This is a genomic window from Bradyrhizobium paxllaeri, from assembly GCF_001693515.2.
In the GTDB taxonomy this organism is placed as follows: Bacteria; Pseudomonadota; Alphaproteobacteria; order Rhizobiales; family Xanthobacteraceae; genus Bradyrhizobium; species Bradyrhizobium paxllaeri.
Genome location: NZ_CP042968.1, coordinates 7744313 through 7762740, shown reverse-complemented (window position 1 = coordinate 7762740; position 18428 = coordinate 7744313). Strand labels below are relative to the sequence as shown.

Annotated in this window: 17 protein-coding genes; 14 read left to right on the top strand and 3 right to left on the bottom strand. The window is 63.9% G+C overall.

Going from position 1 to position 18428, the window contains the following annotated elements; genetic code table 11:
• Positions 1-39: 39 nt before the first annotated feature.
• Positions 40-990 (bottom strand): helix-turn-helix transcriptional regulator, encoded by a 951-nt coding sequence (locus tag LMTR21_RS37175; RefSeq protein ID WP_084030407.1) that lies wholly within the window; start codon positions 988-990, stop codon positions 40-42.
• Positions 991-1070: 80 nt separating this feature from the next.
• Here LMTR21_RS37175 and LMTR21_RS37170 point away from each other — a divergent pair, with 80 nt between their 5' ends.
• The 6 genes from LMTR21_RS37170 (at position 1071) to LMTR21_RS37145 (ending at position 7772) form a co-directional block, all read left to right on the top strand.
• Positions 1071-2615 carry a benzoate-CoA ligase family protein gene (locus tag LMTR21_RS37170; RefSeq protein WP_065750764.1) on the top strand — a complete coding sequence of 515 codons (1545 nt, stop codon included), beginning with the start codon at positions 1071-1073 and terminating at the stop codon, positions 2613-2615.
• 104 nt (positions 2616-2719) lie between these two features.
• Entirely contained in the window at positions 2720-3538 is an 819-nt protein-coding gene (locus tag LMTR21_RS37165; RefSeq protein WP_065750763.1) for an alpha/beta fold hydrolase, read from the top strand.
• Between the two features lie 30 nt (positions 3539-3568).
• On the top strand, positions 3569-4087 hold the full coding sequence (locus LMTR21_RS37160) for a DUF309 domain-containing protein (protein WP_065750762.1): 519 nt from the start codon (positions 3569-3571) through the stop codon (positions 4085-4087).
• 107 nt (positions 4088-4194) lie between these two features.
• Entirely contained in the window at positions 4195-5883 is a 1689-nt protein-coding gene (gene boxC / locus LMTR21_RS37155) for a 2,3-epoxybenzoyl-CoA dihydrolase (RefSeq protein WP_065750761.1), read from the top strand.
• Positions 5884-6021: 138 nt separating this feature from the next.
• The gene (boxB, locus tag LMTR21_RS37150; RefSeq protein WP_057839314.1) at positions 6022-7458 is read left to right on the top strand and encodes a benzoyl-CoA 2,3-epoxidase subunit BoxB; all 1437 of its coding nucleotides are present in this window, start codon (positions 6022-6024) and stop codon (positions 7456-7458) included.
• Between the two features lie 29 nt (positions 7459-7487).
• Positions 7488-7772, top strand: coding sequence for a hypothetical protein (locus tag LMTR21_RS37145; RefSeq protein WP_065750760.1), 285 nt, complete (start codon positions 7488-7490; stop codon positions 7770-7772).
• Between the two features lie 165 nt (positions 7773-7937).
• On the opposite strand, the gene LMTR21_RS37140 is transcribed toward LMTR21_RS37145, so the two are convergent.
• Together LMTR21_RS37140 and LMTR21_RS37135 are read right to left on the bottom strand one after the other, a co-directional pair.
• Complete coding sequence (locus LMTR21_RS37140; RefSeq protein ID WP_065750759.1) at positions 7938-8738, bottom strand: SDR family NAD(P)-dependent oxidoreductase; 801 nt, start codon at positions 8736-8738, stop codon at positions 7938-7940.
• A 118-nt stretch (positions 8739-8856) separates the two neighbouring features.
• Positions 8857-9915 (bottom strand): polysaccharide deacetylase family protein, encoded by a 1059-nt coding sequence (locus LMTR21_RS37135; protein WP_065750758.1) that lies wholly within the window; start codon positions 9913-9915, stop codon positions 8857-8859.
• A 169-nt stretch (positions 9916-10084) separates the two neighbouring features.
• On the opposite strand from LMTR21_RS37135, the gene LMTR21_RS37130 reads away from it, so the two are divergent.
• The 8 genes from LMTR21_RS37130 (at position 10085) to pstB (ending at position 18420) form a co-directional block, all read left to right on the top strand.
• Positions 10085-11479: an OmpA family protein gene (locus LMTR21_RS37130; RefSeq protein WP_065750757.1), complete on the top strand. Its 1395-nt coding sequence runs from the start codon at positions 10085-10087 to the stop codon at positions 11477-11479.
• Between the two features lie 2 nt (positions 11480-11481).
• Positions 11482-11778 carry a hypothetical protein gene (locus LMTR21_RS37125; RefSeq protein WP_065750756.1) on the top strand — a complete coding sequence of 99 codons (297 nt, stop codon included), beginning with the start codon at positions 11482-11484 and terminating at the stop codon, positions 11776-11778.
• A gap of 277 nt (positions 11779-12055) precedes the next feature.
• The gene (locus LMTR21_RS37120) at positions 12056-13114 is read left to right on the top strand and encodes a lysylphosphatidylglycerol synthase domain-containing protein (RefSeq protein WP_065750755.1); all 1059 of its coding nucleotides are present in this window, start codon (positions 12056-12058) and stop codon (positions 13112-13114) included.
• 44 nt (positions 13115-13158) lie between these two features.
• Positions 13159-14460, top strand: coding sequence for an ATP-binding protein (locus LMTR21_RS37115; RefSeq protein ID WP_065750754.1), 1302 nt, complete (start codon positions 13159-13161; stop codon positions 14458-14460).
• A gap of 138 nt (positions 14461-14598) precedes the next feature.
• On the top strand, positions 14599-15609 hold the full coding sequence (pstS, locus tag LMTR21_RS37110; protein ID WP_065750753.1) for a phosphate ABC transporter substrate-binding protein PstS: 1011 nt from the start codon (positions 14599-14601) through the stop codon (positions 15607-15609).
• Between the two features lie 147 nt (positions 15610-15756).
• Positions 15757-16755: a phosphate ABC transporter permease subunit PstC gene (gene pstC / locus LMTR21_RS37105; protein ID WP_141688087.1), complete on the top strand. Its 999-nt coding sequence runs from the start codon at positions 15757-15759 to the stop codon at positions 16753-16755.
• Position 16756: 1 nt separating this feature from the next.
• Entirely contained in the window at positions 16757-17602 is an 846-nt protein-coding gene (pstA, locus tag LMTR21_RS37100; protein WP_084030400.1) for a phosphate ABC transporter permease PstA, read from the top strand.
• Positions 17599-18420 (top strand): phosphate ABC transporter ATP-binding protein PstB, encoded by an 822-nt coding sequence (gene pstB / locus LMTR21_RS37095; RefSeq protein WP_065750751.1) that lies wholly within the window; start codon positions 17599-17601, stop codon positions 18418-18420. Before pstA ends, pstB begins: the two co-directional genes overlap by 4 nt.
• Positions 18421-18428: the final 8 nt, after the last annotated feature.

The window sequence follows — 18428 nt, the reverse complement described above, 5'->3', positions numbered from 1 at the left end:
CGGAAATCAGGCCTTGCAGCTGGCGCTTTCGCAGAAAGATCAGGAGACCGCGCTGCGCAGCCCGAACGCGTGCTTGTCGTGCAGCACCGGCGCTACCGCGTCGCTGAGCCGCGTCGCCGCCACATCGACGGAAAGGCCCGCGGTATCGACCACGGCTGACGCACGCGCATAGAGCGGCTCGCGGCTGATCAGGATATTGCGCAATTCCGCCATCGCCGAGCGATCGTCCGCCATCGGGCGCAGATCGCCCTGGCCGCGGACGCGGGCCATGTGCTCTTCCGGCTCGGCCTTGAGCCAGATGGTGTAGAACGACGACAGGATCAGGTCGAATGTGAGCGGCTCGGAGACGATGCCGCCGCCGGTCGCCAGCACCATCAGCTCCTTGCGCGCCAGCAATTGCGAGAGCGCCGCCTGCTCCATGCGGCGAAAGCCTTCCTGGCCGTAGAGCGCGATGATCTCGGCGACCGACAAGCCGTTCTGCGCCTCGACCTCCTTGTTGAGCTCGACGAATTTCCAGCCGATCTTCTTCGCCAGCATCCTGCCGAGGGTGGATTTGCCGGCGCCGCGCAGGCCGATCAGGGCGATGCCGGCAAAGCTGATCCGCCGCTGCGCCGCGATGCCGCCGCCGGCCAGCGCATCCTTGGCTTGCGCGATCTGGGCCGGCGTCGCCTTGCGCAGGAGATCGCGAATGATCGCCCAGTCCGGCGTGGGCTCGGCGGAAGGAATCATGTCCTCGAGATGCGCGCCCATCGCGTTTGACACGCGCCGCAGCAGCACGATCGAGACATTGCCCTTGCCGCTTTCGAGCTGGGCGATGTAGCGCTCGGAAATTCCTGAAACCTTGGCGAGCACTTTGCGCGACATGCCGCGAAGGGCGCGCATGGTGCGCACACGCTGGCCGAGCTGTTCGAGAAAGCCGGATTCGGGGGCGCTGGCCTCGGTCATTTCCTCGTTCGGCTTTACCTGCGGGTGAACGGATTTCGGAAACATAATGCCGATGAGGATTGACAGCAAGCGTTGCCGGTGTCTTTGTATGAATTATAATTCTAAAAACTGAGGGGAGAAGCGTCGTGAGCGGCACGTCCGGTTCGTACAATGCGGTGACCTGGTTGCTCGACCGCAATGTCGAGGAGGGGCGCGGGGCCAAGCTCGCCTTCACCGACACCGTCACCGAGCTCACCTATGGCGATCTGCAGCGGCAGACCCGCCGTGTCGCCAATATGCTGCGCCGGCTCGGCGTCCGTCGCGAAGAGCGCGTGGCGATGATCATGCTGGATACGGTGGACTTCCCGTGCGTGTTCCTCGGCGCCATCCGCGCCGGAATCGTGCCGGTGCCGCTCAACACGCTGCTGACCTCGGAGCAGTATGCCTACATTCTCGGGGATTGCCGCGCCCGCGTGCTGTTCGTCTCCGAAGCGCTGCTGCCGGTCGTGAAAGACGTCGTCGCTCGGATGCCGGATCTCGAACACATCGTCGTGTCGGGCAAGGATGCCCACGGCCACAAGAAACTCTCCGATGAATTGGCGCGCGAGAGCGATACATTCGCAACCGCCGCGACGCATCCGGACGAGCCCGCATTCTGGCTCTATTCCTCCGGCTCGACCGGCATGCCGAAGGGCGTGCGCCATCTGCATGCCAATCTCGCCGCCACCGCCGATACCTACGCCAGACAGGTGCTCGGCATTCGCGAAAACGATGTCTGCCTCTCGGCGGCAAAACTGTTCTTCGCCTATGGCCTCGGCAATGCGCTGACGTTCCCGATGTCGGTCGGCGCCTCGACGGTGCTGCACACGGAACGGCCGACGCCGACCGCGATGTTCGCGCTGATGAACAAGTATAATCCGACCATCTTCTATGGCGTACCGACGCTGTTCGCCGCGATGCTCAACGACGAGACGGTGAAGGATGCCCGCGCCGGCACGCGTCTGCGCGTCTGCACCTCCGCCGGAGAGGCACTGCCGGAGTCCGTCGGTAACGCCTGGAAGGCACGGTTCGGCGTCGACATTCTCGACGGCGTTGGCTCGACCGAGCTGTTGCACATCTTCCTGTCCAACGCGCCCGACGATATCAAATACGGCTCCTCGGGGCGTCCCGTGCCCGGCTACAAGGTGCGGCTGGTCAATGAAGCGGGCGCCGAGGTGCCTGACGGCGAAGTGGGCGAATTGCTGGTCGACGCGCCCTCCGCCGGCGAGGGCTACTGGAACCAGCGCGCCAAGAGCCGTTCGACCTTCGAGGGCCACTGGACCCGCACCGGCGACAAATACATTCGCGATGCCGATGGCCGTTACACCTTCTGCGGCCGCGCCGACGACATGTTCAAGGTCTCCGGCATCTGGGTCTCCCCATTCGAGGTCGAGAGCGCGCTGATCACCCATCCGGCGGTGCTTGAGGCCGCCGTCGTGCCCGAATCCGATCCGGAAGGATTGTTGAAGCCGAAGGCCTTTGTCGTATTGCGGCCCGGCGCCAAGACCGATGATCTGCACGAGGTGCTGAAGGAGCACGTCAAGCAGAAGATCGGCGCGTGGAAATATCCGCGCTGGATCGACGTGGTGGACAGTTTGCCGAAGACGGCGACAGGCAAGATTCAGCGGTTCAAGCTGCGCGAACATAATTGACGTCGTCATTCCGGGGCGCGCGTTAGCGCGAACCCGGAATCTCGAGATTCCGGATCAGCTCGCTTCGCGACCTGTCCGGAATGACGGAGTGGACGGAAATACACATGACAACCCTTACCCCCTCGGGCTTCCTCACGATCGGCGCTTCCCATCTCGAATACCGCATGATCGGCCCGTCGCCCGAGAGCGCGCCAACGATTGTGATGCTGCATGAAGGCCTCGGCTCGGCCGGGCTGTGGGGCGACTTTCCAGAAAAGCTACAGGCCGCGACCGGGGCGGGCGTGTTCGCCTATTCGCGCGCGGGCTACGGCGCATCGACGCCTGTAAAACTGCCGCGGCCGCTCGACTACATGCATGTCGAGGCGCTCGATGTGCTGCCGAAACTGCTCGCCAAGATCGGCTTCCGCCGCGGCCTCCTGCTCGGTCATTCCGACGGCGCCTCGATCGCGGCGATCTATACCGGCTCGCATCAGGATCACCGCGTGCAGGGCCTTGCGCTGATCGCGCCGCATTTCCTCGTCGAGGATATTTCGGTCGCCTCGATCGCAGAGATCCGCACCGCCTACGAAACCACGAGCCTGAAGGGGAAGCTGTCGCGCTGGCACCGGCACGTCGACAACGCCTTCTATGGCTGGAACGGCGCCTGGCTTGATCCGGATTTCCGCAACTGGGATATTTCCGAATACCTCGCCTATATCCGCGTACCCGTGGCGATCCTGCAAGGCGTCGACGACCAGTACGGAACCATGCGCCAGGTCGAGATCGCGCAGGAAGAGTGCTACTGTCCGGTCGATGTGACTGTGATCCCGGGTGCCGGACATCAGCCGCATCGCGAAGCGCCGGAGGCGACGCTCGATGCGATTTCGGATTTCGCAAAGGCGGTGTTGCAGCTCGAAAACGGTTCGCAGGGGCGGGCCGCGTAACGCTCATGCGCGTTCCGGGACCGGGCCCCGATGACGACGCAGCCCTCAGGCACAGGTAATCTTCCGTTGCCGCGCTGGGCCTATGTGCCGGGCGACCCAGCCGCTGCGAACGCCGACTACGAAACGCTGAGGCAGATCGCAGCGCTGGTGCCGCCACGCTTCGGCGGCTACGTGCCGGCGCGGCATCCGGCGCTGCGTTACGGCATCACGCTCAACGACCGCGGCTATTTCTGGGAGGCGCAGGAAATCCTGGAAGCGGTGTGGGCCGCAGCACCGCAGGGCGGCCGCGAGCGAATTCTGCTGCGCGCCTGCATCCTGATCGCGACCGCGAACTTGCGGCTGCGCATGCAGAAGCCGCACGTCGCGGCGCGGATGCTGGGGGAGGCGCTCGTCGAACTCGAGGCGCTGGGCCTGCGCCATGCCGGCGGCGACGGCTTTGCCGATTGCTTTCCGGCCGCGGCCCTGGCGGCCGTCATCAAGGACAGACTGGGGCGGCCGCAGCTCGCCAAGGCCGACTGGGTGACCTTTGCGGTCACGGGCCGAACATGAAACAAAATGCATGTTCTGGCATTTTAGGCTAGACTCAATCAAAAACATGCACTATTGTGCATGCAACGAACCAGACAACATTTCGAGAAAACGACAGAGGGTGGCTCATGGCCGGTGAAGATCGCGTCCTCGCAGGCGGCGCGAAATACATCGATTTTCAAACCGAACCGTCGCGCTACCGCCACTGGAAGCTGGCGATCGAAGGCGATGTCGCGACGCTTACCATGGACGTCGACGAGAACGCCGGGCTGTTCGAGGGCTATCAGCTCAAGCTGAATTCCTACGATCTCGGCGTCGATATCGAACTGGCGGACGCCGTGCAGCGGCTGCGCTTCGAGCATCCCGAGGTGAAGGTCGTGGTGATGCGCTCCGGCAAGAACCGCGTGTTCTGCGCCGGCGCCAACATCCGCATGCTGGCCGGCGCGACCCACGCGCACAAGGTCAACTTCTGCAAATTCACCAACGAGACCCGCAACGGCCTGGAAGATTCATCTGAGAATTCCGGCCAGCGCTTCATCACCGTCGTCAACGGCACCGCGGCCGGCGGCGGCTATGAGCTGGCGCTCGCGACCGATCACATCATCATGGCCGACGACGGCGCTGCCGCAGTCGCGCTGCCGGAAGTGCCGCTGCTCGCGGTGCTGCCGGGCACCGGCGGCCTGACGCGCGTGGTCGACAAGCGCAAGGTGCGCCGCGACCATGCCGACTTCTTCTGCACCATCGAGGAAGGCATCAAGGGCAAGCGTGCCGTCGCATGGCGCCTCGTCGACGAGATCGCGCCGAACAGCAAGCTGGAAGCCAAGGTCGCCGAGCGCGCCAAGGAACTCGCCGCCGCCTCGAAGCGCAACGGCACCGGCAAGGGCATCACGCTCGCGCCGCTCAACCGCACCATCGACGAGGCCGGCATCCGCTACGGCTTCGTCAGCGTCGATATCGACCGCCCTGCGCGGATCGCAACCATCTCGATCAAGGCGCCGGAAGCGGCTCCTCCCGCCGATATCGACGGCCTGATCGGGCAGGGCGCTGCGTTCTGGCCGCTGCAGGTGGCGCGCGAGCTTGATGACGCGATCCTGCATTTGCGCATCAACGAACTCGAAATCGCGATGCTGGTGTTCAAGAGCCATGGCGATCCCGCCAATATCGTTGCCTGCGACGCCTTCCTCGACGCCAACAAGGCGCACTGGCTGGTCAACGAGATCAGGCACTACTGGAAGCGGGTGCTCAAGCGCATCGACGTCACCTCGCGCACGCTGGTGACGCTGGTCGAGCCCGGCTCCTGCTTCGCCGGCACGCTGGCCGAACTCGTGTTCGCCGCCGACCGCTCCTACATGCTGATCGGCTCGCGGCAGGGCGACAACCGTCCGCCGCCCGCGATCCAGTTGACCTCAATGAATTTCGGCCCCTATCCGATGAGCCACGGCCTGACCCGGTTGCAATCGCGATTCCAGGCCGATCCGTCCGATCTGGAGCGCGCGCAAGGCGCCATCGGCAAGGCGCTCGATGCGGAAGAGGCAGAAGAACTCGGCCTCGTCACCTTCGCGCTCGACGACATCGATTGGGACGACGAGGTGCGCGTGTTCCTGGAGGAGCGCACGTCGTTCTCGCCCGACGGCCTCACCGGCATGGAAGCCAATTTGCGCTTCGTCGGGCCAGAGACCATGGAATCAAAAATCTTCTCGCGCCTCACAGCGTGGCAGAACTGGATCTTCCAGCGCCCCAATGCGGTCGGCGAAGACGGCGCGCTACGCCGTTACGGCACCGGCCAGAAGGCGCAATTCGACATGACGCGGGTTTGATTTCGTGTCCCGGGCGCCGTGCGGCGCTGGTGGCGCGGCCCGCAGAACCTTAACAGGTCCCAGATCTGCGGCGCATCGTTTCGCCTCGCATCGCGTCCCGGGACACGAGAGCCATAAAGGAGTACGGCGATGAATTACATGAACGTCGACTATTCGACCAAGATTCCGAACAACGTCAATCTCAGCGAAGACCGCCAGGTGCTTAAAGCCCTGGAGGGCTGGCATCCCGGTTACATGGACTGGTGGGGCGACATGGGGCCGGAAGGCTTCCAGCAGTCGCTGGTTTACTTGCGCACCGCCTATTCGGTCGATCCGCGCGGCTGGGCCAAGTTCGATTACGTCAAGATGCCGGAATATCGCTGGGGCATCTTGCTGGCGCCGCAGGAAGAGAACCGCGTCATTCCCTTCGGCGAGAATTACGGCAAGCCGGCCTGGCAGGAAGTCCCCGGCGAGCACCGCGCCACGCTGCGCCGCCTGATCGTGATCCAGGGCGACACCGAGCCCGCTTCTGTCGAGCAGCAGCGCCATCTCGGCAAGACCGCGCCCTCGCTCTACGATTTGCGCAACCTGTTCCAGGTCAATGTCGAGGAAGGCCGCCATCTCTGGGCGATGGTCTATCTGCTGCAGAAATATTTCGGCCGCGACGGCCGCGAGGAAGCCGACGATTTGTTGCGCCGCCGCTCGGGCGATGCGGACTCGCCGCGCATGCTCGGCGCCTTCAACGAGGCGACGCCGGACTGGCTGTCGTTCTTCATGTTCACCTACTTTACCGACCGCGACGGCAAGATGCAGCTGCACTCGCTGGCGCAGTCCGGCTTCGATCCGCTGTCGCGCACCTGCCGCTTCATGTTGACCGAAGAAGCGCATCACATGTTCGTCGGCGAGACCGGCATCAGCCGCGTCGTGCAGCGCACCTGCGAGGCGATGAAGGAAGCCGGCATCACCGATCCGACCGACATCGCCAAGGTGCGGGCGCTCGGCGTGATCGACCTGCCGACCATCCAGAAGAAGCTGAACCTGCACTATTCGCTGTCGCTCGATCTCTTTGGTTCGGAAGTCTCGACCAACGCGGCCAACGCCTTCAATGCCGGCATCAAGGGCCGCTACAAGGAAACCCAGATCGACGACGACCACCAGCTCAAGAACGCCACCTATCCGGTGCTGAAGCTGGTCGACGGCGTGATCAAGCGGGTCGACGAGCCGGCGCTGACCGCGCTCAACATGCGGCTGCGCGACGACTACACGCAGGATTGCGTCAAGGGCATGCTGCGCTGGAACAAGGTGATTTCGACCGCCGGCTATCAGTACAAGCTGACGCTGCCGAACGTTGCGTTCCACCGTAACATCGGCGAGTTCAAGGACATCAACGCCACGCCGGACGGCGTGCTGATTGACGACGCCACCTGGAACCAACGCAAGAGCGAATGGTTGCCTTCAACGCAGGATGGCGACTTCATCGCCTCGCTGATGAAGCCGGTGACCGAAGCCGGCCAGTACGCCTCCTGGATCTCGCCGCCGAAGGTCGGCATCGACAACAAGCCCGGCGATTTCGAGTACGTGAAGATCGAAACCTGAACCGCCCCGCAAATCGGGGAGCCGCAACCATGGACCCCGATCGCGACCTCGAACAACTGAACCGCGACCAACTGGTCGCGGAGGTGAAGCGTCTCAGAGCGGGTATTCGCACCCATCGCGACAGCACCGGTCACGACCTGTGCTGGCACCACCCCGATCTCTGGGGCCTGCTACCCGAGCGCGTCACGCCCGAGGTCGCCGTCCCGCCCTGGCCGAAATTCTTGCGCGGCTGTTTGCGCTATCGGGAGGCGCTGGAGCGCGAACTGCCCAACGCGCCGAAGGCCGATTTCGAATACGGGAAGGGCGAGAGCTGAGAGAAACGCGATCCGCGCCTCCAGCCCAAGCCGTCATCACCCGCGAAAGCGGGTGATCCAGTAAACACCGGCATGAATTGCAGAAACGCTGCGGTCAACCAATTGGCGCCGGGGCGTACCCCGCTTTCGCGGGGTATGACGACCTCGCGTGTGTCGCCCGCAATCCTACCCCGCGATCTCGCTCCCCGCGCTCGCATACACCACGCCGCCGTCGACCGCGATCGTATTTCCCACTACATAATCGCCCGCCCGCGAGGCGAGATAGATCGCTACTCCCGCCATATCCTCATCAGTGCCGATGCGCCGCGCGGGAACGCGTTTTGCCACCGCGTCGGCCTGGTCGCGCGCGGCGCGGTTCATGTCCGATGCAAACGCGCCCGGTGCAATCGCGGTGACGTTGATGTTCTCCTTGATCAGCTTGGTGGCCATGCGGCGCGTCAGATGGATCACTGCGGCCTTGCTCGCGGCGTAGGAATAGGTTTCCGTCGGATTGACGAAGATGCCGTCGATCGAAGCGATGTTGATGACCTTGGCTGGCCGCTCGGGGCTTGCCGCCGCGCGCAGCGGTTTTGCCAGGGCCTTGGTCAGGAAGAACAGCGACTTGACGTTGAGGTCCATCACCTTGTCCCAGCCGCTCTCGGGGAATTCGTCGAACTCCGCGCCCCAGGCAGCGCCGGCATTGTTGACGAGAATGTCGAGCTTCGGCTCCAGCTTGATGATCGCACCGGCGAGCTTCTCGCAGCCTGCCACCGTCGAGATGTCGATCGGCAGCGCGATGCATTCGCCGTCATAGGCGGCGGTGAGTTCTTTCGCGGTGGCTTCGCAAGGACCGGCCTTGCGCGCAGTAATGTAAACCTTCGCCGCGCCCTGCGCGAGAAAACCGGCCGCGATCATCTTGCCGATTCCGCGCGAGCCGCCCGTCACCAGCGCGACGCGACCCTGAAGCGAGAACAGATCCTTGAACATTACGTTCCTCCATTGCTTTGCCGGAGGTTTTGGGCGTGGCAGCGGTACGAGTCAAGGAAGGGGATTTCTTCCTTCTCCCACAAGGGGAGAAGGGAAGGAAGGAGATCCTCAAGGTAGTCTACGCCGCATCAACGCGCCGAAAACCGTTCCACATCGCGGTGGCCGCGCCTGAGGTCAGGACCGGGAGGATGCGCGCGTCCTGGTAGTTGCCGTTGAGCGAGACCCGCTGCAGCGCGGTCATGTGGTCGGCACTTTCCGGGAACAGCATGCCCGGCCGCGTCGTGACCGCGGTCTTGAATCCCACAGCCTTCGCCAGGGCGAATTCGCGCCGCCCGGCCGCGATCCGGTCGCCATAGGGATAGGCGAGATGCAGCGCGGGCCGCTGCAATGCCGCTTCGATCCGCGCGCGGCTGGTCGCCAGTTCGAACGCGGCGGTCTCTTCGCTCTGGCGCGCCAGATTGCAATGCGTGATCGTATGCGCGCCGATCGTCACCAGGGGATCATCCGCGAACGCCTTCAATTCTTCCCAGGACATGCAGAGCTCGCGGGCGATCGGCGTCTCGTCCACCTCGTGGCGCGTGCATAGCGCGGAGATTTCGCGCTGCATGTCGTGCTCGCCCGGCAGCGTACGCAGCCAGTCATGCAGCCGGTCGAAGGCGACCTGTTTGGCCGCCGGCGTCGAGGTGTCGAGGCGGGTCGCTGTGCCGCCGATCGGGACTTCGATCGAGGATGCCTTGGCGATTGCCTTCTCGAGCGAGACCCACCACAACCTTCCGGTGCCTTCGGCGAAATCGCTCGTGACGTAGACGGTCATCGGCGCGTCAAATTCGCGCATCACCGGCAAAGCATGATCGCGGTTGTCGCGATAGCCGTCATCGAGGGTGAAGCAGGCGAAGCGTCGCGCAAAATTGCGCTCCTGGAGACGCTGATGTGCTTCATCCATGGTGACGATGTCGACGTCGAGCGCGCGAAGATGTGCCAGCATCGCCCGCAAGAATTCCGGCTCGACCTCGAGATGATGATTGGGCTGAAACGCGCCGTCGCGGCGGGGACGGACATGGTGCAGCATGAAGATCACGCCGACACCTGCGAAGATTGGTCGCAGCAGGTAATGCGCCCCGGAGAAGTACAGCGCTTCAAGCCCGGCGCGAATAACGGTGTTGCGAAGCAGTTTCATTGTAGTTGGGGGGCTGCCCGGTTGTATTACGGTGCCGAAATTACCGACAGACCGCTGAACAAACAGTTAGCCGGACCGATTCCGGGCCCTTTCGCGCCTGCGACATTTCGGGTTTGACAGCCCTGCAAGGGTTTGTTTTCTCTGCCGTCCGGACCCTGCGGGAACTCGAATGCGCGGACTTTTCAAGTGGAGTAGTAAATGGTGGCCGGGCGTTATTCCTCTGGTCATCTTTTGGGCGATCGCGGCCTGGACGAGCACAGAACCGCTGGAAGCCGATCTGGCGCAGCGGTCGGCCGCCGCACTCAAGGACACCGTTCTCAATAAAACGCGAATCTCGGTCGCCGGCCGCGACGTAACCCTGGCCGCAGATGCGTTCTCGGAAGACGGCCGGCAGAGCGCTGTGGCGTCGGTGGAGACGGTGCCCGGGGTGCGGCTTGTCAACGATGAAACCCGGCTCGTTCCCGAGGCCAAACCGTTCGTCTGGTCGGCCGAACGCGATGTCGTTCGGGTGACGCTGTCGGGAAGTTCGCCGCTACCGGCCAGCAAGAGCCGGTTGATGGAGGCGGCGCGCGCCAATCTCGGCGGCGTCGAAGTGGTCGACCGAATGGATCTGTCACGCGGCGCGCCGCCGCGTTTCGACAATGCCGCGCTGTTGCTGCTCGATCAGATCGGCAAGCTGAAGGAAGGCAAGATCACGTTATCGGACACCCAGGTCAGCCTATCAGGGATGGCGCGCGAGCTAGGCGGCCGGGAAGCCATCGCCGCCGCGCTGAAAAATCTGCCTGAAGGTTTTTCGGTCGCAGCCAACGACGTCAAGGCGCCGCCTTATATCTTCCAGGCCTACAAGGATCCGGTCGCGGTGACGCTGACGCTGACCGGCAATGTGCCCGATAACAATGTCCACGCCGCGCTGGTGGCGGCGGCGGGACGCAGGTTCTTCAGCGAAAAAGTCGTCGACAATCTCAAGGCGAGCATCGGCGCGCCGTCGGGTTTTGCCAGCGCGGTGGTACCGGCGCTCGGCGCGCTGTCGCGGCTGTCGACCGGCACGCTCGTCGTCTCCGACCGGGAGGTGAAGCTGTCGGGCGATGCGCTCTATGAGGCCGCCGCCAGTCAGATCCGCGCCGGCCTCGGCAAGGACTTTCCGCAGGGCTGGCAGTTCAAGCCGGAAATTTCGGTCAAGCCGCCCGCCGCGCCGGTCGATGCGACGGTGTGCCAGCAGCTGTTCACCGATCTGCTCGGCAAGGCACGGATCCGCTTCGAGCCCGGCAAGGCCGACATTGTCGCCGACTCCGCCGGCCTGCTTGACCGCCTGATCGAGACCGCACTGCGCTGTCCGACCGCCAATATCGAGATCGCCGGCCACACCGATACCGACGGCGACGATGCGGCCAATCAGGCGCTGTCCGAAAAGCGGGCCCAGGCGGTTGCCGACTATTTGGTCAAGGCGGGATTGCCGGCCAGCCGGTTCAGCGCGGTCGGCTATGGTTCGACGCAGCCGATTGCCGGCAACGATACCGAGCAGGGCAAGGCGCAGAACCGCCGCATCGATTTCGTGGTGAAGTGAGCATGGGCTATCTGACCACATTCTACTGGGGCTGGCTGTTGGGATCGGTGCTGCTCGGCTTCGCCATGGGCTGGATATCCGTGGTCCAGCACGGCGACGGTATCCCGCGGAAGTGGCGATGGTGGCTCGCGGCTCTGGTCGCGGCGCTGGTCGCGGCCGCGGTCGCGCGTGTCGTGCCCGGCCGTTTCGGCTACTGGCTCGATCTCGGCCTGATCATGTTCGGTCTTTATCTCTGTGGTTGTGCAGTCGGAGCATGGCTGCGCGACTGGGTGGTCTCGCGCACGGCGCCGCCGGCCTGATTGCCTCATGCACCGGTCAACTTTACCGCTGTTGCTGTCACGGGTTGTTGACCAGTCCCTTCTATGGTCCGGAACCGCCGTCGGGCGGCGGGATTTCAGGAAAACCGTGCTAGCGCCGTCATGGACCACGCCTAATATGTTGAAGGGGCGCGTTTTATTGTCGTCAGGCGAATTCCACTCCGGCTCAAAACGCGCTACTGGAGGGGCAGGGGAGCAGCGTAGCGTCGGCGGGGTTCGCGCCATTGCCGTCGTCGCAGAAGCGCAATTCGAGGTGTAGATGCTGGAAGCAATACGCAGGGCAATTTCGTTTCTGCGCCAGAAACAGGTCCTGCATAAGCTCGGGGTTGTTATCAGCATCACGGTCATCGCCGTTGCGTGCTACGTGCTCTATCACATGCTCCGCGGCATCGACACCAACGAGGTGATCGACGCCATCAAGGGCACCGAGCCGACCCAGGTCGCGCTGGCGGCGCTGTTCGTGGCGGCGGGCTATTTCACGCTCACCTTCTATGACTGGTTCGCGGTCCGCGCCATCGGCCAGCACCATGTGCCCTATCGCGTCAACGCGCTGGCCGCCTTCACCTCCTATTCGATCGGGCACAATGTCGGCGCCAGCGTCTTCACCGGCGGCGCGGTGCGCTATCGGATCTATTCGGCCTGGGGGCTGAACGCGATCGACGTCGCCAAGATCTGCTTCCTGGCCGGGCTCACCTTCTGGCTCGGCAATGCCGCGGTCCTCGGACTGGGCATCGCCTACCACCCGGAAGCCGCCGCCTCGATCGATCAATTGCCGGCCTGGCTCAACCGCATCGCGGCGTTCGCCATCATCATCGGGCTGGTCGGATATGTCTGCTGGGTCTGGGCCCATCCGCGCAGCGTCGGGCGTGGGCCGTGGACGGTCACGCTGCCGGGCGGCCCGCTGACGCTGCTGCAGATCGCCATCGGCATTGTCGATCTCGGCTTCTGCGCGCTGGCGATGTACATGCTGGTGCCGGACGAGCCCCAGATCGGCTTCGTGGTCGTCGCGGTGATCTTCGTTTCTGCGACCCTGCTCGGCTTTGCCAGTCATTCCCCGGGCGGGCTTGGCGTGTTCGATGCCGCCATGCTGGTCGGTCTCTGGCAGATGGACCGGGAGGAACTGCTCGCCGGCATGCTGCTGTTCCGCGTCCTCTATTATATCGGGCCTTTTGTCATATCTGTAATCTTGCTGACGCTTCGGGAGATTATCATCGGCGCGCGATCGAAGCGCCTGCGCCAACTGGCGTCTGCTGCCGATCCCAAGCCGAGGCATGAAGCCCCCGTCTATGTGCGCGAGCGTGGAGACACGGGCACCTGATGACGCGGTGGGCGCCTCGCAAGTAGAGGAGGAAGGCCTGCGCCATGGCGATCGACGATTCTCACGCTTCCTCGTTCTTTGCACCATGGCCGGACCGGTTGCGCCATTCGGCCATCATCCTGCTGGCCGCCGGCCTTGCGCTTTGCGCGCTCGTGCTGTTGGCCGATCTCTCGCTGGCGCGCGCCGTCGCGGTTTTCATCTGCATCTCGGCGGCAGCGCTGGTGCCGTGGCGGCTGCATCATGCGGCGGCCTCGCGAGACGATGTCCGGGCGGTCAGCCCGGTCGAGTCCGCTGCCGTCAGCGCGGTCGTTGCCGGCATGCCGGATCCGGCCGTGCTGCTCGACCGCGCCGGGCGCGTCATTCACCTCAATGCCGCGGCTGCCCAGCTTGCGCCTGCGCTGCGCAAGAACGAACTCGCGCAGTTCGCGCTGCGCTCGCCCGAAATCATCACCGCGCTGCGCGAGGCGATCGCGACCACCGAGCCGCGCCGCGCCAGCTATCTCGACCAGGTGCCGGTCGACCGCTGGATGGAACTGATCATCACGCCGGTGCCGGTGCCCACGCTGTTCGGCGGCACCGAGAAATGCATGCTGCTGACCTTCCACGACCAGACGCCGCTGCGGCGGGTCGAGGAGATGCGCGCCGACTTCGTCGCCAATGCCAGCCATGAACTGCGCACGCCGCTCGCGGCGCTGTCGGGTTTCATCGATACGCTGCAAGGCCCCGCCAAGGACGACACCAAGGCACGCGAGCGCTTTCTGTCGATCATGCATGCGCAGGCGACGCGGATGGCGCGGCTGATCGACGATCTGTTGTCGTTGTCGCGGGTCGAATTGTCGGCCCATGTCCGGCCCGACGCCTGCGTCGATATCGTGCCGATCATCCGCCAGGTCGCCGACGGGCTGGAGCCGCTGGCGCGCGAGCGGCAGGTTGCGATCGAAATCGATCTGCCCAGCGCATCGGCGACGATCGCGGGCGATCGCGAGGAACTGCTGCGGCTGTTCGAGAACCTGATCGAGAACGCGCTCAAATATGGCGCGTCCGGCGAACGGGTGGTCGTCTCCCTGAGGGAGGCGACATCCGGCGACGGTGCGCCCGAACTCCGCGTCATGGTCCAAGATTTCGGCCCCGGGATCGCGCCGGAACACCTGCCGCGGCTCACCGAGCGCTTCTACCGGGTCGATGTCGGCGACAGCCGCGCGCAAGGTGGAACCGGGCTCGGTTTATCCTTGGTGAAACATATTCTTAACCGCCATCGCGGCCGGCTTTTGATCGAAAGCGTGCCCAAAAACGGGGCGACCTTTGCCGCCTGTTTTCCCCAGGCGAAAACCCCTGTAGCGCATTGAACCTAAGCGATTTCAATCGCTTAAGGGTGTCATCCAACTGTCATCGAACCTTCGTAAAAGCTCTATCGACCGCCCCTACATGGGCGGCATGAGCGCGATCGGGCGCACCGGCGCTTCGCTCAGAAACGGAGATCAACCATGAATTTCGTCAGGACAATCGTCGCCGCCGGCATGGTCGCCGCGTCGACCTCGGCCTTTGCTGCCGACATCACCGGCGCAGGCGCCACCTTCCCGTTCCCGATCTATTCGAAGTGGGCCGACGCCTACAAGAAGGAGACCGGCAACGGCCTGAACTACCAGTCGATCGGCTCCGGCGCCGGCATCAAGCAGATCCAGGCCAAGACCGTGACCTTCGGCGCCACCGACGCGCCGCTCAAGGCCGAGCAGCTTGAGAAGGACGGCCTGGTGCAGTGGCCGATGGTGATGGGCGCGATCGTACCGGTCGTGAACCTCGAAGGCATCAAGCCGGGCGAACTGGTGCTGTCGGGCGAAGTGCTCGGCGACATCTATCTCGGCAAGATCAAGAAGTGGGACGATGCCGCGATCGCCAAACTCAATCCGAAGCTGAAGCTGCCGGCCGACGCCATCACCGTGGTCCGCCGCTCCGACGGTTCGGGCACCACCTTCAACTTCACCGACTATCTTTCGAAGTCGAGCGCTGACTGGAAAGCCAAGGTCGGCACTGGCACCGCGGTCGAGTGGCCGGTGGGCGTTGGCGCCAAGGGCAACGAAGGCGTCGCCGGCAATATCGGCCAGACCAAGAACGCGATCGGTTACGTCGAGTACGCCTATGCCAAGCAGAACAAGCTGACCCATACGGCGATGATCAACAAGGCCGGCAAGACCGTGCAGCCGACCATCGAAGCCTTCCAGGCGGCCGCCTCCAACGCCGACTGGGCCAAGGCGCCTGGCTACTACGTGATCCTCACCGATCAGCCCGGCGAGGCCTCCTGGCCGATCACGGCCGCGACCTTCATCCTGATGCACAAGGCGGCCACCGACAAGGCGGCGTCCCAGGAAGCCATCAAGTTCTTCAAGTACGCCTTCGAGAAGGGCGACAAGATGGCTGAAGAGCTCGACTACATCCCGATGCCGGACTCGGTCGTCAAGCTGATCGAAAAGACCTGGTCGGCTGAGATCAAGAGCTGACGGGGCCGGCGTCTTGCAATGCGATCGCTCAACCCGGGACGTCCGGGTTGAGCACCCCTCTCGGGACAAGAGAGGCAAGAACAAAGCGCGGGCCGAAAAGCCGTGCACCGAAGTCCGGGTCATTGGGCTATGTAAAGGGGATTGGGCGTGGCAGAAATGACGGTCGAGAGCGACGTAATGGACGCTGCCGGACCTTACGATCGCGCGAGGGCTCTCAGCGCGTTCAAGCTCGGCGACGTCACCTTCTACTGGATCACGCGCGCCTGCGCGATCTCGGTTCTCCTCATCCTCGGCGGCATCATCATCTCGCTGATCGTCGGTGCCTGGCCCGCGATCCGCGAATATGGCGCGGCCTTCCTGTGGACGCAGCGCTGGGCGCCGTCGGCCGATCCGCCCGTACTGGGTGCGCTCGGCCCGATCTACGGCACGCTGATCACCTCGGTGATCGCGATGATGATCGCGATTCCCGTCGGTCTTGGCATCGCGATTTTCCTCACCGAGATATGCCCGCTCTGGCTGCGCCGTCCCATCGGTCTTGCGGTCGAACTGCTCGCCGGCATCCCCTCGATCATCTACGGCATGTGGGGCTTCTTCGTGCTCGGCCCGTTCCTGGCCAATACCTTCCAGCCCTTCATGATCAGCATTTTCGACGGCGTACCTGTGCTGGGCACGGTCTTCGCCGGTCCCCCGTCCTATCTCAGCCTGTTCAACGCCGCGCTGATTCTGGCGATCATGGTGCTGCCTTTCATCACCTCGATCTCGGTCGACGTCTTCAAGACGGTGCCGCCGGTACTGAAGGAAGCGGCCTACGGCGTCGGCTGCACCACCTGGGAAGTCGTCCGCAACGTCGTGATCCCCTACACCCGTGTCGGCGTGATCGGCGGCATCATGCTGGCGCTCGGCCGCGCGCTCGGCGAAACCATGGCGGTCACCTTCATCATCGGCAATTCGTTCAAGATCCAGTCCTCGATCTTCGCGCCGGGCACCACCATCTCCGCCGCCATCGCCTCCGAATTCGCCGAGAGCGACGGGTTGCACCAGTCCGGCCTGATCCTGCTTGGGCTACTGCTGTTCGTGCTGACGTTCTTCGTGCTGGCGGCTGCGCGGCTGATGCTGATGCGGCTGGAAAAGAAGGCGGGGAACTGAGATGAACCCGATCTACGCTTCCCGCCGCCGCAAGAACGTCGTCATCAAGTTCCTGTGCCTGGCCGCCGCGGCGTTCGGCGTCACCTGGCTGGCGCTGATCCTGTTCACGCTGTTCTACAACGGCCTGACCGGGCTTTCGCTGCAGGTCTTCGCTCAGGATACGCCGCCGCCGGGCTCGACCGAGGGCGGCCTGCGCAACGCCATCATCGGCTCGATCATCATGACGGTGATCGGCGTCGGCATCGGCGCGCCGCTTGGCCTTTTCGCCGGCACCTACCTCGCCGAATACGGCAAGCACGACAAGCTCACCTCGGTGATCCGCTTCATCAACGACATACTGTTGAGCGCGCCCTCGATCATCATCGGCCTGTTCATCTATGGCGCCATCGTGGTACCGATGGGCGGCTTCTCCGCCTTCGCCGGCTGTCTGGCGCTCGCCGTGATCGTGATCCCCGTCGTGGTCCGCACCACCGAGGACATGCTCGGGCTGGTGCCCAATCCCCTGCGCGAAGCTGCGTCTGCGCTCGGCCTGCCGCGCTCGCTGGTCATCCGGCGCATCGCCTATCGTGCGGCGCGAAGCGGTCTGATCACCGGCGTGCTACTCGCCACTGCCCGCGTCGCCGGCGAAACCGCGCCGCTGCTGTTCACCGCGCTGTCGAACCAGTTCTTCAGCCTGAACCTGACCAAGACGATGGCGAACCTGCCGGTCACCATCAACAACTTCGTCCAGAGCCCCTATGCCTACTGGAAGGAACTCGCCTGGAGCGGGGCCTTGCTGATCACGCTCACCGTATTGGCCCTGAATATTGGCGCGCGCATTCTCGGCGCCGAGAGGACATCCAAATGACCGATCTTTCCGTATCCGTGAGTTCCGCCAGTGGACCCGTCCCGCAGGTGCCGTTGCCCGAGGCGGCGCCCAAGGTCACCGCGCGCGGCCTGAACTTCTATTACGGCGAGCACCATGCGTTGAAGAACATCAACCTGACGCTCGGCACCAACCGCGTCACCGCCTTCATCGGCCCGTCCGGCTGCGGCAAGTCCACGTTGCTGCGCATCTTCAACCGGATGTACGATCTCTATCCCGGCCAGCGCGCTACCGGGCAGTTGCTGCTGGACCAGACCAACGTTCTCGACCCCAAGCTCGATCTCAATCTGTTGCGGGCCCGGGTCGGCATGGTGTTCCAGAAGCCGACACCGTTCCCGATGACGATCTATGAGAACATCGCCTTCGGCATCCGACTCTATGAGAAGATCTCCAAGTCGGAAATGGACGGCCGGGTGGAGAAGGCGCTGCGCGGTGGCGCGCTGTGGAACGAGGTCAAGGACAAGCTCAATGCCAGCGGCCTCTCGCTCTCCGGCGGCCAGCAGCAGCGGCTCTGCATCGCCCGCACGGTCGCTGTCAGGCCTGAGGTGATCCTGTTCGACGAACCTTGTTCGGCGCTCGATCCGATCTCGACCGCCAAGATCGAGGAACTGATCCAGGAACTGGCGGAGGACTACACGATCGCCATCGTTACCCATAATATGCAGCAGGCGGCCCGCGTCTCCGACAAGACCGCCTTCATGTATCTCGGCGAGCTGATCGAATTCGACGACACCAACAAGATTTTCACCTCGCCTAGCGATCGACGTACCCAGGACTACATCACCGGGCGGTTTGGTTAAGGAGATAA